Annotated in this window: 17 protein-coding genes and 1 pseudogene; 9 read left to right on the top strand and 9 right to left on the bottom strand. The window is 67.6% G+C overall.

From position 1 onward, the window contains the following. The first annotated feature begins 230 nt into the window (after positions 1-230). Entirely contained in the window at positions 231-1235 is a 1005-nt protein-coding gene (locus ABD231_RS37105; protein WP_344163319.1) for an LLM class flavin-dependent oxidoreductase, read from the top strand. A gap of 285 nt (positions 1236-1520) precedes the next feature. Here ABD231_RS37105 and ABD231_RS37100 read toward each other — a convergent pair whose 3' ends face one another. Next, positions 1521-2033, bottom strand: a complete 513-nt coding sequence (locus tag ABD231_RS37100) for an Lrp/AsnC family transcriptional regulator (RefSeq protein WP_344163316.1) — start codon at positions 2031-2033, stop codon at positions 1521-1523. Between the two features lie 143 nt (positions 2034-2176). Here ABD231_RS37100 and ABD231_RS37095 point away from each other — a divergent pair, with 143 nt between their 5' ends. Continuing rightward, positions 2177-3343 carry a trans-sulfuration enzyme family protein gene (locus tag ABD231_RS37095; protein ID WP_344163313.1) on the top strand — a complete coding sequence of 389 codons (1167 nt, stop codon included), beginning with the start codon at positions 2177-2179 and terminating at the stop codon, positions 3341-3343. On the opposite strand, the gene ABD231_RS37090 is transcribed toward ABD231_RS37095, so the two are convergent. Further along, on the bottom strand, positions 3315-3887 hold the full coding sequence (locus ABD231_RS37090; protein WP_344163310.1) for a ClpP family protease: 573 nt from the start codon (positions 3885-3887) through the stop codon (positions 3315-3317). The two genes, ABD231_RS37095 and ABD231_RS37090, sit on opposite strands and share 29 nt — an antisense overlap. Before the next feature lie 126 nt (positions 3888-4013). On the opposite strand from ABD231_RS37090, the gene ABD231_RS37085 reads away from it, so the two are divergent. The 4 genes from ABD231_RS37085 (at position 4014) to ABD231_RS37070 (ending at position 6408) form a co-directional block, all read left to right on the top strand. Next, entirely contained in the window at positions 4014-4361 is a 348-nt protein-coding gene (locus tag ABD231_RS37085; protein WP_344163307.1) for a helix-turn-helix domain-containing protein, read from the top strand. Between the two features lie 3 nt (positions 4362-4364). Further along, positions 4365-5348: a pyridoxal-phosphate dependent enzyme gene (locus tag ABD231_RS37080; protein ID WP_344163304.1), complete on the top strand. Its 984-nt coding sequence runs from the start codon at positions 4365-4367 to the stop codon at positions 5346-5348. Positions 5349-5522: 174 nt separating this feature from the next. Beyond that, positions 5523-6116, top strand: a complete 594-nt coding sequence (locus ABD231_RS37075; RefSeq protein ID WP_344163301.1) for a hypothetical protein — start codon at positions 5523-5525, stop codon at positions 6114-6116. Next, the gene (locus ABD231_RS37070) at positions 6034-6408 is read left to right on the top strand and encodes a hypothetical protein (protein ID WP_344163298.1); all 375 of its coding nucleotides are present in this window, start codon (positions 6034-6036) and stop codon (positions 6406-6408) included. The genes ABD231_RS37075 and ABD231_RS37070 overlap by 83 nt, the downstream gene beginning before the upstream one ends. Here the strand turns inward: ABD231_RS37070 and ABD231_RS37065 are convergent. Next, positions 6377-6772, bottom strand: coding sequence for a GNAT family N-acetyltransferase (locus ABD231_RS37065; RefSeq protein WP_344163295.1), 396 nt, complete (start codon positions 6770-6772; stop codon positions 6377-6379). The genes ABD231_RS37070 and ABD231_RS37065 overlap by 32 nt on opposite strands. 76 nt (positions 6773-6848) lie before the next feature. Next, the gene (locus ABD231_RS37060) at positions 6849-7523 is read right to left on the bottom strand and encodes a phosphotransferase family protein (RefSeq protein ID WP_344163292.1); all 675 of its coding nucleotides are present in this window, start codon (positions 7521-7523) and stop codon (positions 6849-6851) included. A gap of 277 nt (positions 7524-7800) precedes the next feature. Here ABD231_RS37060 and ABD231_RS37055 point away from each other — a divergent pair. Then, positions 7801-8793: pseudogene (locus ABD231_RS37055) on the top strand (MFS transporter); the annotation flags it as partial. Positions 8794-8810: 17 nt separating this feature from the next. Here the strand turns inward: ABD231_RS37055 and ABD231_RS37050 are convergent. Further along, entirely contained in the window at positions 8811-9584 is a 774-nt protein-coding gene (locus tag ABD231_RS37050) for a TetR/AcrR family transcriptional regulator (RefSeq protein ID WP_344163289.1), read from the bottom strand. A gap of 62 nt (positions 9585-9646) precedes the next feature. Between ABD231_RS37050 and ABD231_RS37045 the strand changes: the two genes are divergently transcribed. Then, a complete protein-coding gene (locus tag ABD231_RS37045) occupies positions 9647-10558 on the top strand; it encodes an SDR family oxidoreductase (protein ID WP_344163286.1) in 912 nt (303 codons plus the stop codon). Between the two features lie 4 nt (positions 10559-10562). Here the strand turns inward: ABD231_RS37045 and ABD231_RS37040 are convergent, their stop codons facing one another. From ABD231_RS37040 to ABD231_RS37030, 3 genes are read right to left on the bottom strand one after another with little or no spacing between them, the layout of a single operon-like run. Beyond that, the gene (locus ABD231_RS37040; RefSeq protein WP_344163329.1) at positions 10563-11363 is read right to left on the bottom strand and encodes an MBL fold metallo-hydrolase; all 801 of its coding nucleotides are present in this window, start codon (positions 11361-11363) and stop codon (positions 10563-10565) included. Then, positions 11363-11731 carry a hypothetical protein gene (locus ABD231_RS37035; RefSeq protein ID WP_344163283.1) on the bottom strand — a complete coding sequence of 123 codons (369 nt, stop codon included), beginning with the start codon at positions 11729-11731 and terminating at the stop codon, positions 11363-11365. Before ABD231_RS37035 ends, ABD231_RS37040 begins: the two co-directional genes overlap by 1 nt. Positions 11732-11751: 20 nt before the next feature. Continuing rightward, positions 11752-12348 carry a LysE/ArgO family amino acid transporter gene (locus ABD231_RS37030; protein ID WP_344163280.1) on the bottom strand — a complete coding sequence of 199 codons (597 nt, stop codon included), beginning with the start codon at positions 12346-12348 and terminating at the stop codon, positions 11752-11754. 72 nt (positions 12349-12420) lie between these two features. On the opposite strand from ABD231_RS37030, the gene ABD231_RS37025 reads away from it, so the two are divergent. Beyond that, complete coding sequence (locus ABD231_RS37025) at positions 12421-13308, top strand: LysR family transcriptional regulator ArgP (protein ID WP_344163277.1); 888 nt, start codon at positions 12421-12423, stop codon at positions 13306-13308. Here the strand turns inward: ABD231_RS37025 and ABD231_RS37020 are convergent. After that, entirely contained in the window at positions 13259-14464 is a 1206-nt protein-coding gene (locus ABD231_RS37020) for an FAD-dependent monooxygenase (RefSeq protein WP_344163274.1), read from the bottom strand. The two genes, ABD231_RS37025 and ABD231_RS37020, sit on opposite strands and share 50 nt — an antisense overlap. Positions 14465-14532 lie beyond the last annotated feature (68 nt).

Genomic DNA, 14532 nt, shown 5'->3' with positions numbered 1-14532 from the left:
AGCAGCCCTCCGCTCCCCAACACGCCCGCTGCTCTTTGTGCACCAAGTTCATCTTTGGGAACCCACCAACCACGCGGAGGCCGCGAAAATGGTTGGTGGGTGCACAAAGTTGGATCTCGTGCACAAAGAGAAGGCGACCCACCTTTGGGCGGGGGGGAGGGGGAGGGGGGAGGGGCGGCGGAATACGGGGTGGACGGAGGTGGTTGGCGAGTGGTGTGAGTAGCGAAGCTATGCCTTTGTCCGTGCTCGACCTGTCGCCCGTGCCTTCGGGGAGCAAGCCTTCTCAGGCGCTGCACGAGACGCTGGAGTTGGCGCGAGTGGCCGAGGCCGCCGGCTACCACCGGTACTGGCTGGCTGAGCACCACAACATCCCGAGCGTCGCGAGCTCCAGTCCCGAGGTGATGATCGCGGCCGTAGCCGGCGCCACCTCGACGATCCGGGTCGGAGCCGGCGGGATCATGCTCCCGAACCACTCACCCCTCAAGGTCGCCGAGACCTTCCGAGTCCTCGCAGGGCTGTACCCCGACCGCATCGACCTCGGTCTAGGTCGCGCGCCCGGCACCGACCAACGCACAGCCCTCGCCCTCCGCCGGAGCCGCGAGACTCTCGGCGCGGACGACTTCACCGAGCAATACGCCGAACTCCGCGCGTACGCCGAAGGTTTCCCGGCCGGCCACCCGTTCGAACCGATCACCGCGCAACCGTCCGACGTACCGCTTCCGCCGGTCTACATCCTCGGCTCCAGCACGTACGGCGGTCAGGCGGCAGCCGCCCTCGGAACCGGATTCGCCTACGCCGGTCACTTCGGCACCCTCGATCCGGCCGGCGTGATCTCGTCGTACAAGACGAACTTCGAGCTGTTCGAGCACGAGACCGAGCCCTACGCGATCCTCGCCCTCGCTGCGATCGTCGCCGAAACCGAGGAACGCGCCCACCAGCTAGCCGAGGCGAACGCCCTCTCGATCCTCCGCCTCCGCTCCGGCCGCCCCGGCCCGCTCCCCTCACCCGAAGAGGCCGCGGCCTACCCCTGGAGCGAAGGCGAACGAGCAGCCGTCGAAGAATGGGCCGGCCTGGCCACCGTCGGCACCCCCGACCAGGTAGCCACCGAACTCCGCCGTCGAGCCAACAAAGCCGGCGCCGACGAACTGATCATCACCACCCACATCCACAACCCCGCCGAACGCCAACGCTCCCTCCAACTCCTCGCCGAAGCCTGGGGCCTGAAACCCCGCTGATCCGGCGAAGGACAGCCGCTCGCATGTCCCCTCCGCAATCACACCCCGGTTGCCGCCCGCCCCGCCTCGCGTAGCTGATGGGTCAACCCATCAGCTTGTGGGTTCTGCACCCGCATGCGATGGGGGAACCCACAACCTCGTGGGCTGACCCACCAAATCGCGCGGAGCTGGGGCCCGTCCGCGGCCGGCGCATCGTCCCGTCCCCATCTGGTGGGCTGACCCACGGTGTGTGGGTTGGCCAACGTGTACGCGGTTGGCCAACCCGCCACGGCGTGGGCTGACCCGTCAAACGGGGGAGGTGGCTCGGACGTGTTCGAAGATGAGGCTGGTTTCGGCGTGGGCTACTGCGGGGTCCGCGGTGAGGTGGTCCAGGACGAACTCGCGGAGGGCGTCGGGGGAGGCGGCCGACACGTGCAGCAGGTAGTCGTTGGCGCCGCTGACGTGGAAGAGGGACAGTACGCCGGGTAGTGCGGGGACCTTGGCGCGGAATCGGTCGATCTCGTCGCGCGAATGTGTGCTGATCCGGATCGCGATCAGCGCCTGCAGGGGTTGACCCAGCGCGCCGAGATCCACGTCGGCGTGGAAGCCGCGGATGACACCGCGTTCGCGGAGGGCGCGGACGCGGGTGAGGCATGTCGACGGCGCGATGCCGGTTGCCTCGGCGAGGGCGTTGTTCGGCATCCGTCCGTCGACGGTGAGCAGCCGGACCAGCTCGCGGTCGACCTCGTCCAGGCCGCCCGACAGCGCACCCGGTACCGCCCGTGGGGCCGGTCCGGGGCTCCGGCGATCCTTCGGCATACCACCACTGTAGAGCGCGCACACAGAATCCACAGCGTGTGGACATCCCTGTGGACGAATTTTCTTCGGAACTATTGCGCTCAATCCGCAGAAGATTCCATCCTCAACCCCATCAGTGCCTGTGGATAACTTTGGGAGGCGTCATGCAGCTCGACACCCGCTCGGTGCACGCCGGCCGCGACGACCTGACCGCCCTCGGGGTACACGTCCCGCCGATCGACCTGTCCACGACGTACCCGCTCCCCGACGTCGGGACCGGCGGCGCGTCGTACGACGCACTCGCGCAGGGCAACGGCCCGGACGGCGGGAGCCTCGTCTACCAGCGCCTGTGGAACCCGACCGTGGCCCGGTTCGAGGACGCGCTCGCGGAGCTCGAGCGGACCGACGGCTCGGTCGCGTTCAGCTCCGGCATGGCCGCGTTCACCGCCTGCCTGCTCGCCACAGTCGCCGCCGGCCGCCCGCATGTGATCGCGGTCCGGCCCATCTACGGCGGCAGCGACCACCTGTTGTCCACAGGCCTCCTGGGGACAACAGTCAGTTTCGTCCGGCCGACCGACATCGCCGCAGCCGTCCGTGCCGACACGGGACTGGTCATCCTCGAGACGCCGGCCAATCCCACGGTCGAGCTCGTCGACATCGCCGCGGCGGTGCGGCAGGCGGGCGACGTACCGGTGCTGGTGGACAGCACCTTCGCGACTCCGGTGTTGCAGCAGCCGGCTCGGCACGGGGCGAGCCTGGTGTTGCACTCCGCAACGAAGTACCTGGGTGGTCATGGCGACGTCATGGGCGGCGTCGTAGCGGCCGGCCGGGACTGGGTCGGCCGGCTCCGGCAGATCCGCGCAGTAACAGGTGGCCTGCTGCACCCGTTGGCGGCGTACGAACTGCACAGGGGACTGCAGACGCTGCCGGTGCGAGTGCGGGCGCAGCAGGCCACCGCTGCCAAGGTGGCCGACTGGCTGTCCGCGCAGCCGGCCGTGGAGCAGGTCTACTACCCCGGTCTCTCCGACCCGCTGGAGCTCGTCGGCCGTCAGATGTCCGGACCGGGCGCCGTACTGGCGTTCACCGTCGCCGGTGGCTACTCAGCCGCGGCACAGGTCGCTGGAGCGCTGCAGCTGATCACCCACGCGGTCTCACTGGGCGGCGTCGACACCCTGATCCAGCACCCCGCCGCCCTCACGCACCGCCTGGTCGAGGCGACCGCCAAGCCCTCCGGCGCCCTCCTCCGACTCTCCCTCGGCCTGGAGGACCCCGAGGACATCACTACCGACCTCGAACAAGCCCTCAAGCAGGTACGGCGACCGGTCGCGTAAGCACGCGGTCGACAATCCCGTACTCCCGGGCATCCTCCGGAGTGAACCACCGATCGCGGTCGAAGTCCGTGGTGATGCGCTCCAGCGGCTGACCGGTCCGTTCGGCGATCAGCTGGGCCAGGTCCTCACGGGCCTTGATCGCCTGCTCGGCCTGCACCTTGATGTCACTCGCCGTACCGCCCATGCCGCCGGTCGGCTGGTGCATCATGATCCGCGCATGCGGCAGGGCGAACCGCTTGCCCGGCGTACCGCAGGTCAGGAGCACCTGCCCCATCGAAGCGACCAGACCCATCCCGTACGTCGCCACGTCGTTGCTGATGAAGTTCATCGTGTCGTAGATCGCCAGACCGGCCGAGACCGAGCCGCCCGGTGAGTTGATGTAGAGCGAGATGTCCGCCCGTGGGTCCTCGGCGTTCAGCAGCAGTAGCTGAGCGCACAGCGCGTTGGCGTTCGCGTCCTTGAGCTCGTCGCCGAGGACGAGGATGCGCTGCCACATCAGGCGTTCGTAGACGTTCTTGTCCAGGTTGTTCAGTAGCTCGCTCATGGAATCCAGAGTGCGGGCGGACCGCCTGATCAGGCCCAGGAATCTGCCCGTGGCAGATCTGCCCACCGCAGAGACCACCGGGATGGCACACTCGGTACAGGACATCGGAGCCGAGGAGGGCCACACGTGTTGCTACGCGAGGTGATCGGGAACGTCTTCCGCCGGTTGCGGCGCGAGCGCGGGATCACCCTGCGCGAGCTGGCCGAACGGGCGCAGGTGTCGGTGCCCTACCTGTCCGAGATCGAGCGTGGCCGCAAGGAGCCGTCGTCCGAGATCCTGGCGGCGATCTGCCGGGCTCTCGAGCTCGAGCTCACCGACCTGCTGAACGAGGTGCAGTTCGACCTCGCGACCGCGGTCCGCGCCACGCTGCCGATCCGCCTGCAGACCACCTCCATCCAGGTCCGCCAGTCCGAGCCCCGCGCGGTCGGCTCTTCGCCAACAGCTCAGTACGGCGCTTTCGCACTGGTCGCTTAGTTGGTGGACTGGTACGAGAACCCTCCCGCCCGGGAGTGGCGGACGACGCCTGCCCCGGTCGAGGTGCTCGCGTTCCACCAAAGCCTCCCGGCGTACCGGCCGACACCGCTGACCGCGGTTCCGTCGTTGGCTCGTGAGCTCGGGGTCGGACAGGTCCTGGTCAAGGACGAGTCGCAGCGGCTCGGTCTGCCCGCGTTCAAGGCACTCGGCGCCTGGTGGGCGATCCACCGCGCGCTGCGTGAACGCCCCGGCCCGGCCGAGCTCGTCACCGCGACCGACGGCAACCACGGCCGCGCGGTCGCCCGCCGGGCCGCGATGCTCGGGTTGCCGGCTCACGTGTTCGTCCCGGACATGGTCAGCTCGGCCGCGATCGACGCGATCCGGAATGAGGGTGCGACGGTGAGCGTCGTACCGGGCTCGTACGACGACGCGGTCGCCGAGGCGGCGGCGTACGCAGGGGACGAGCGGTTGTTGATCCAGGACTCGGCCTGGCCCGGGTACGACGTCGTACCGCAGCTGATCGTGGACGGGTACTCGACGCTGTTCCGCGAGATCTCCGTCGAGCCCGACCTGGTCGTCGTACCAATGGGCGTCGGTTCTGTCGCGCAAGCCGCAGTCACCCACTACCGCAGTGAGGCGCCCGCCCCGATGATGCTCGGCGTCGAACCAACAGCCGCCTCCTGCGTCACCACCAGCCTCCTAGCCGGCGAGCTGCTAAGCATCCCCACCACGAAGACAGTCATGGCCGGCCTCAACTGCGGTACCCCCTCCACCCTCGCCTGGCCCGTCCTCCAAGCCGGCCTCGACCACGCAGTCACCGTCGACGACGCCGCAGCCCTCCAAGCCTCAACCGACCTAGCCGCCGCCGGCATCTCCTCCGGCCCCAGCGGCGCCGCCACCCTCGCCGGCCTAAGAGCCGCCCGCCCCCGCCTAGACCTCTCGCCCGACAGCACAGTAATCCTCATCAACACCGAAGCCGCCCCCTGACATCCGCCCGGGCTCAGCGTGGTTGTGGGGTTGGTGCGGACCTGAAGGCCATTGCAATTGGTCGCGCTCATCGCCTTCCCCGCTCAGCGCCTCTCGATTCGTGCAGTTGTGATGGCGTCTAGGTTCGGGTAAATCGGGAGCGTTGGGGGACTGCGGTCCGGCAGAGTGGTGAGGGTGGATGTGAGTGAGCGGTTCTGGGGGAGGTTGCCGGCGGGGAGTCGGGAGGCTCTGGTCGACGGGTTGAGTGCTTCTGAGTTGCAGTCGGTGTTGCTGGATGTGAGTCGGGAACGGGCGGCGAAGGTGACGCCGGCGCGGTTGATGCAGCGGTGGCGGGACGATCGGTTCGTGCGGCCGTCGACTGCTGATCCGCGCGCGCTGGTGCGGACGCAGCAGCGGTTGTGGGAGGCGTTGCCCGAGCGGTTCGCTGGGGTGGAGTTGTCGCCGGTGACGCCGTTGGGGACCTCGTCGGCGGTGGCGACGATCAACCAGCACCAGGTGCTGAGCACGATCCGCGGTACCGAGGTCGCCAGCGATCCCACCAACGAGCTGGCGATCGAGGCCGCCGTACGGCGTCGTGCTGGGCAGGCGCGTGTTGATCTGGCCGCGTGCCAGCGGGTGGTTCGGGCTCAGCCGGTCGACGGGCCGGGGATGTTCGCGCACTTCCAGCTGTTCGTGTTGGTGTCGAGTGCTCGCGACACTGGTTCGGGTCGGACTGAGGGCCGAGCTGCTGATCGATCATCTGAACTTCTGGGCGGACGTTCTCGGTGAATCTGCCGACCTGACGTTCACCACGTTCACCCCGTCCGCGGTCACCGAACGCATCGCCGACACGGTTCGTCCGGCGGTGCGGGCGCCACTCCGCGAGGATGCCGACCGTACGAAGAGCGCGACCTACTACACCGGTACGGCGCTCGGTGTCGGAATGCGGGGCGCGGAGTTGGGTGATGGTGGATTCACCAGCTGGACCGCCGACCTGCTCGGTGATGCCAAGGAACGTTGCCTGACGTCGTGTATCTCGACCGAGCGGCTCACCGCAGTTTCAGCAGACCCGCCTGAGTAGGACGGAACCCGCAGGCATCCAGGTAGAACGCGGCCAGGTGCGGCTCGAAGTCGACGTGCAGCCACTCGCACCCGGCTTGCCGAGCCTCGGATGCCGCAGCCGCCACCAACTGCTGCCCGATCCCACGCCGGCCGAACTCCGGGTGCACGGCCGTGTCGAGCACGAACGCGTGCGCGCCGCCGTCCCAACACACCTGTACGAATCCCACGAGCCGATGGTTGCTAAAGGCACCGACCCAGGTGAGTGCCCACCGCTCCAACCGCTCCGCCCACGGCTGCACCTCCGGTTCGCCCTCGAACGCCGCCGCATGCAGCTCCGACAACACGTGATCATCAACCGGGAACTTCACCACCAGGTCGATCACAGCATCCCCACCCCCGCCGCAAGCCGCGCCTCGAACGCGACCGCCTCAGCCGATTCCTCCGGCCAATCGGCCATGCTCAAGAATCCCTGCACGATGGCAGACGGCAGTACCGCGACAGCCCCTCGACCGGCCCGTAAGCATCCAAGGCCTCCGCCCACCGCGCCGGCTCCACCGACGAGACCAGGTGCCACGTCAGATCGACCACTCCCGGTGCGGCTGACACGTCTTCCCAGTCCAGCAAGGCGATCTCACCGTCCGGCGCAGTCCGCAGGTTCGACGCCGACGCGTCCCCGTGCACCAACGTCAGCGGTCCGGCGTTGAGCACCCGCGCCTCAACCTGCCGCACCTTCCCAACCAACCGCTCCCCGAATTCCCGCACCGGCGCCGACAACGACCTGGCGGCCAGCTTGGGCCAGGTGTCGTCGTACAGGCGAGCAACCAGTTCGTCCCCCGCCCCAATCGGCCGCAACCACGGCCACCGCACGTCGGCGCGGTCGACCCATCGCTCATGCATCGACCGCAGCAGCCCAGCCGCCGCCACCGGCTCAGCTCCCTCGCGCCAGTCGGAGAGATCCTCAAGCTCCAGCAACGAACCTTCGTCGTCGACCTCAGCCCGGTAGCACCGCGGTACCCGAACCCCAATCTCCGGCGCGATCTCCCGGTAGAACCGCACCTCCGACTCAGCCATCCGCAACTCCGCCGCAAGAGACCCAGGCTCCGCCGGCAACCGTCGCTTGACGTAGTTCCCCATGTGCCGACCCTAGGCCCGCCCCCACCAAACCGCCCTCCGATTTAGACCCGAGCGGATCCCAGACACTCACCAACTCGGGTGAGGAGTGGAGGGGCACGCTCAGGGGAGGCGGGGCGAGAGGGCTGGAGTGGGGTTGGTGAGTGGGGGCGGTCCGCGAATCCGGGGTGCGGGTGCGGAGGTTCGGCGGTACCTTCGAGAGATGAGGTTTCCGAGTCCGCATCTTTGACCTAGGTCTCGTCGCGCCGACCGGCTGCCGCCCGGGTTGTCCACCCGGATCGTGGCCTACCAGGCGTTGCAGGACTTCATTCCGTTGTATCCGCTGTACCAGTTGCTGTTCACGGATCACGGGTTGTCGACGGCGCAGATCTCGACGCTGTTCGTCATCTGGTCGGCGACCGGTTTCGTCGTTGAGGTGCCGTCTGGTGCGTGGGCGGACTCGTATTCGCGCCGCAAGCTCCTGATCCTCGGCGCGTTGATCGGTGCCGCTGGTTACGCAGCCTGGATCGTGCTGCCTACGTACGCCGGATTCGCCCTCGGGTTCGTGCTGTGGGGGATCTCGTCCGCCCTCATCTCCGGGACCTACGAAGCCTTCGTGTACGACGAATTGGCGGCCCGCTCGCTGACCGCGCGGTACGCGACCCTGCTGGGCCGAGCCCGCTCCGCGTCCTTCATTCTCAACCTCGCCGCCACCGCACTCGCGTCCCCGCTCTTCGCGCTCGGCGGCTACGCGCTGGCCGCGGCGGTCAGCATCCTGAGCAACCTCACCCAAGCGATCGTCGCCTGGATCCTGCCTGAGGCTCCGCGCGCAACCAGGCAGTCCGAAGGCACCAGCTACATAGCCATGCTGCGATCCGGCCTGACCGAAGTGCTCACCACCCGGACCGTACGGCGGGCCGTCGTGCTGACCGCGTTGGTTGCCGGCCTCCTCTCGTTCGACGAGTACTTCCCGTTGCTGGCAAGAGAAATCGGCACCCCGACCCCTATCGTCCCACTGCTGATCGCAGGCACAGTCGCGGCTCAAGCGATCGGCGGCGCACTCGCAGGCCCGGCGTACAAGTTGCCAGCAGCAACGTTCGCCGGAGCGCTCGGCATCACCGCGATCCTGATCGCGACCGGCGCACTCAGCCGATCAGCCTGGGGCTTCCTGCCAATAGCCCTCGGGTACGGCGTGATGCAGCTGGTGATCGTGGTCGCCGACGCGCGGCTGCAGGACGCGATCACCGGACCGGCCCGCGCAACCGTCACCTCAGTGGCCGGACTGTTCAGCGGGATCTTCGCGATCGCCGTTTACGCCGGGTTCGCGCTCGGATCAGTTTGGTTCACCATGTCCACGCTCGTCGCCGCACTCACGATCCCCGTGCTGCTGACCGCATTCGTCGTACCAGCGGCAATGCCAGCCGTGAAGATCGACAACGCCGATTCGAACCCGCTGTCGAAGTCATAAGCGAGCCCATCAGCCCCCAGTTCCGACACAACCCGGACCAGCGTCGGCGCCTTACCTGCAGGTAGTTCCGCCACCCGACTAAGCAAGTCAGGCCCAAGATCGAACGTCTCGGCCCGCACAGCGACCTCACCCAGCAAGAAACCGTGGATGAAGTCGATGAGCGTGTTCACCGCCTCCACGATCGACCGCGCCGGCAACCCGCCACGGTCGAGTGCGCGGTAGAACGGCTCGACCGTCACCACCACGACCGCCGACACCGTCGAGGTGTCAGACAAGATCTGCAACGCCAGATTCGGGTGCGCCCGCAGCGCGTTCCGATACGCACGCGCCGCGTCCTTCAACTGCTCCTGCCACCCAACAGCGTCCCCCGGATCCGGGAACTCCAGGTCGGCGAACACCAACTCCGCCAGCCCAGCCAGTACGGCGGCCTTGTTCGGCAGGTGGTGGTAGAGCGACATCGGGTTCACGCCGAGCGTCGCGGCCAGCCGTCGCATGGTCAGCGCATCAATGCCCTCGTCGTCGACGATCCGCAGTGCCGCGGTCAGGATCGCCTCCCGGCTGAGCCGCTCCTCGCCTGCCCGGGGCCGTCCACCGGAGCGCTTGCCAGCATTAACCATACGTCGTATGGTACATAACCATACAGCGTATGGCCAAGTCATTTAGAAGAGGGATGAAGACGATGAAGCCGTTGGCGGGGAAAGTCGCATTGGTGACCGGTGGCAGCCGGGCGGCCGGGCGGGGGATCGCGGTTCAGTTGGGCGCGGCCGGCGCGACCGTGTACGTGACCGGCCGGACCACTCGCGCCAGCCGTTCGGAGATGAACCGCCCCGAGACGATCGAGGAAACCGCCGAGTTGATCGACCAGGCCGGTGGCCGCGGCATCGCCGTACCGGTGGACCACCTCGATCCCGCGCAGGTGAAGGACCTGATCGACCGGATCGAGCGTGAGCAGGGCGCGCTGCACATCCTGGTCAACGACATCTGGGGTCAGTTCGGCGAACCTGAGTGGGACAAGACCGTGTGGGAGAGCGACCTCGACGGTGGACTGCGCCTGCTCCGGCTCGGCATCGACACGCACGTGATCACCAGCCACTTCGCGCTGCCGCTGCTGATCAAGTCACCCGGTGGTCTGGTGATCGAGATGACCGACGGCACGAACGAGTACAACAAAGACCACTACCGCGTCTCGTTCTTCTACGACCTCGCGAAGGGCGCGGTCAGCCGGATGGCCTTCGCGCTCGCCCACGAACTCGACAAGCACGAAGCAACCGCCGTACTGCTCAGCCCGGGGTGGTTGCGCTCCGAAGCCATGCTCGAAGGCTTCGGCGTCACCGAGGAAACCTGGCGGGACGCGACCGAACGCATCCCGCACTTCGCCATCTCCGAGACCCCCTCGTACGTCGGCCGTGCCGTCGCCGCGCTGGCCGCGGATCCCGACGTACGTCGCTGGAACGGCAAGTCCACCTCAAGTGGCGAGCTGGCCCAGATCTACAACTTCACCGACCTGGACGGCTCGAAGCCCGACGCCTGGCGCTACATCGTCGAAGTCCAAGACCCCGGCAAGCCCGCCGACACCACCGGCTACCGCTGAAAACCTAAAGCCGGTACGGCGGGCAGACCTCCGAGCCCGTTGTCGGAGTGGGCAAAGAATGTCCCTCGGCGTCCAGGGCCGAATGTGGATGCGCGGCCGCGATCGGAATGCCGTTCGCGGCCGCCAGCGCGAGCACCTCACGCCGGGACGTGATAGCCAGCGCCGGATCCAGCTCGTACACGTAGGTCAGCTCCGGCCACCGCGCCTGCGCAGGATGCACGAGCACATCCCCACCGAGCAACGCCCGGGACGTCAGCACCGACTGATGCCCGGGCGTATGCCCCGGCGTCGGCAGCAACCGCATCCCGCGGAACCCGACATCCCCGTCCACCACCCGCAACTGCCCGGCGTCCTCGATCGGCCGGATCATCCGCTCGTACGTCTCCCCGCCCCGAACATGCGCCAACTCAGAGGCCTGTACGACGTACTCCGCGTTCGCGAAGCGTGGTCGTGTCCCCTCCGCGCTCCACCCGACGTGATCCGTGTGCACGTGCGTCAACACGACCGCATCCACGTCGTCGGCCCCAACCCCCGCCAACTCCAGCAAACCCGGCAAGCGTCCCGCGACCCCCAACCACTCAGCCGCCGCACCGCCAGCCGGTCCGATCCCCGCATCGACCAGCACCACCCCGGCATCACCAGTCACCAGGTAACTGTGGAAATGCAGCCACCACCCACCCGCACTCACATTTCCCGGCGCCACCCGCGACGTCCACTCCGCATGCTCAGCACTCCAATCAGGCATGGCCTCCGACAACGCCTCCGGAAACACCGCCACCGCATCGCACAGCACAGTCACGTCCATCACGAGGGAAGGCGGCGAATGACGGCCTCGGCGATGTCGTGAAGACCCTGGTTGAGGGCGATCTGCGCAGTGGGCGCGTGCTGGTGGACGAGATTGAGGATTCGTTCGAAGAGGTCGAGCAGCTCCTCGTTCTTGCGGATGCCGGCGCCGACGAGGACGCAGTCCCACGCCTGGGACTGGAGGGCGGTGACGAGGGCGGGAACGTCGTCGCTGCCATCGAGGCCGACCAGGGACATGTGGGCTTCGATGCCCTCGTCACGGAAGCGGTCGATCGCGGCGTCCATCGCGTTGGCCACCGGGGCCGGGTCCCACGGGCCGGGGATGCGGTGCGGGTCGAGACCGATGACAAGGACCTTCGGAGTAGTCACCAGTCGACCGTAGTCCGCGATCAGCTCACGAGCATCACCGTGGCGAGGGTCGTCATCAGGAGCGCGATGGTGCTGTCGAGGAACTGCCACGCACGCGGCCGGGCGAACACCGGGGCCAGGCGGCGGGAGAGGAACCCGAGGGCGAAGAACCAGGTGAAACTGGCGGTGACGGACCCCAACCCATAGAGCCATCGAGCGTCAGGCCCGTGCTGGTTGGCGAGGCTGCCGAGGAGGACGACGGTGTCGAGGTAGACGTGCGGGTTGAGCCAGGTGAAGGCAAGACAGGTCAGTACGACGGTACGGACCGCGGCCGGCGCATGGTCGGTGGCTGCCATCGTCGTGGGGCGGAAGGCGCGGCGGGCGGCGAACGCGGCATAGGCGAGCAGGAAGGTGGCGCCGCCGTACTTGGCGATCGAGAGCGCCAGCGGGCTGGCCGAGATCAGGACGCCGAGGCCAGCGATACCGCTGGAGATCAGTACGGCGTCCGACAGCGCGCAGACGAGGACTACCGGCAGCACGTGTTCCCGGCGCAGGCCCTGGCGCAGCACGAACGCGTTCTGCGCGCCGATGGCGACGATCATGGCGAGGGTGGTGGCGAAGCCGGCGAGGAGGGACATGCTTCGACGGTAGGAAGATTCGCGGGCGTAAACCAGCTAAAGATTTTCACGTGCCATTAGGATTGCTTCATCATGCAGATCGATTCCGCGCAGCTGGAGACGTTCGCGGCGGTCGTCGACGAAGGCAGTTTCGACGCCGCGGCGCAACGGCTCCAGGTCACGCCATCCGCGATCAGCCAACGGATCAAGGCGTTGGAGAGCCGCCTCGGTCAGGTGGTGGTGATGCGCGGGAAGCCGGCCCGCCCGACCGCGGCCGGTGAGGCGGTACTGCGGCTCGCGCGGCAGGTCGCGCTACTCGAGTACGAGGCAATTGCCGCCGTACAAGGCACTGTCGACGCGCTCCGGCTGCCGATCGCGGTCAATGCGGACTCGCTCAACCACTGGTTCCTGGACGCGATGCTCGATCTGTCCGAGCAGTTCCCCGCGCGGTTCGTGGTCCATCGCGAGGACGAGGAGTACTCCGCGGAATTCCTTCGCAACGGGACTGTATTGGCCGCAGTCACCGGCGATCCGCGCCCTGTCCAGGGCTGTCGCGTCGTACCGCTGGGCAAGATGCGCTACCTCCCCGTCGCCACCCCCGAGTACGTCGACCGCTGGCTGACCGGCAAACCGTTGGCCGACGCGCTCGGCGACGCCCCGCTGATCGTGTTCAACGAGAAGGACGTCCTGCAGCACCGGCTGATTCGCAAGATCACCCGGCGCCGACTCGACCCGCCGTCGCACGCCGTACCGGCGGCCGGAGCCTTCCATCAGGCTGTGCTGATCGGGCTCGGCTGGGGGATGATCGAGGATCAGGTCGCCGACCCCGCGATCGAATCCGGCCAGCTGGTAAACATTGCCCCCGGCAAGTATCTCGACGTACCGCTGTACTGGCAGCACTGGAAGCTGGAGTCCGAAGTGCTCGCGGCACTCACCGCGGCGGTACTGCGCGCAGCGGCTGCAAGTCTTCGTAGGTCCTGAGCTCGATCGCGTTGCCCACCTTCAACGACATCTCGTCGATCATGTTCCGCCACGGCATGTACGGCAGCATCCGGAACATCAGATTGCGCAGCTTCAGGAACGACTTCGTCGCCGGAATGAACCACCGCGCCCCCTCGACTCCCTGCTTCTGACAGGCCGCCACGAAGTCCCGCATCCGTACGTCGTATGCCTCGAACGCCCGCACGTGGTCACCGCCGGCCAAGTGCAGTTCGCCAGCCAGCACGTATGCGCCGACGATGGCCAGGCTGGTCCCCATCCCCGACAGTGGTGAGGCGCAGTACCCGGCGTCACCGACCAATGCGATCCGCCCACGCGAGTAGCGATCCATCTTGATCTGGCTGACCGAGTCGAAGTAGAAGTCCGGCGCGTTCCGCATACCCTCGATCAGCCGCGGCGCCTCCCAGCCGATCCCCGCGAACTGCGCGGCGACGAGCTCCTTCTGCGCCGGAATGTCCCGCCGGTCGTAGTCGAGTTTCCCGGAACTGAAGTAGAACAGCGCCTTCGCCTCGGTGTTCTGACGCGAGCTGTAAGCCCCGATCGTCTTGCCTGGCTCGTTGTAGAGCCGCCCGGCGTAGTCCAGGTCCATGTGGTTCGCCACCGTGCTCACCGAGACGTAGTACCCAAGATCGTGCAGGTACGACGATTCCGGGCCGAACGCGAGCCGTCGTACGGCGGAATGCAGCCCGTCCGCGCCGATGACGAGATCGAACCGGCGTTTCCGGCCGCTCTCGAAGACGACGTCGACTCCGGTCTCGTCCTCGGTCAGCGACAGGATCGAGTCGCCGAACACGTACTCGGTGTTGTCCGAAGTCTCGGCGTACAGGATGTCGACGAGATCGCCGCGGAGAATCTCGAGCTCGCCGCTGAGCGCGGTGGACGAGGTCGACGCGACCCGCTTGCCGGCCGCATTCACGTACTCGACCTCGCCCAGGTGCGTCGCCTTCTCCTGGACCTTGGCCAGGATGCCCATCCGCTCGAGCACCGTCATCGACGCGCCGCGGAAGTCGACCGCGTACCCACCCGGCCGCGGTGCGGGCGCCCGCTCGACGACGGTCGGCGTGTAGCCGTAGCGGTGCAGCCAGTACGCCAGCGCCGGTCCGGCCACGCTCGCGCCGGAAATCAGAACCGTGGTCATCTCGGAAACCTCCAGGTCAGAGCTCGATGACCACGACTGTACGACGGTCTTAGACGTTTGTGCAAGAC

This window comes from Kribbella yunnanensis (genome assembly GCF_039529655.1).
Lineage (GTDB): Bacteria > Actinomycetota > Actinomycetes > Propionibacteriales > Kribbellaceae > Kribbella > Kribbella yunnanensis.
This window is presented reverse-complemented; position numbering and strand designations above follow the sequence as displayed.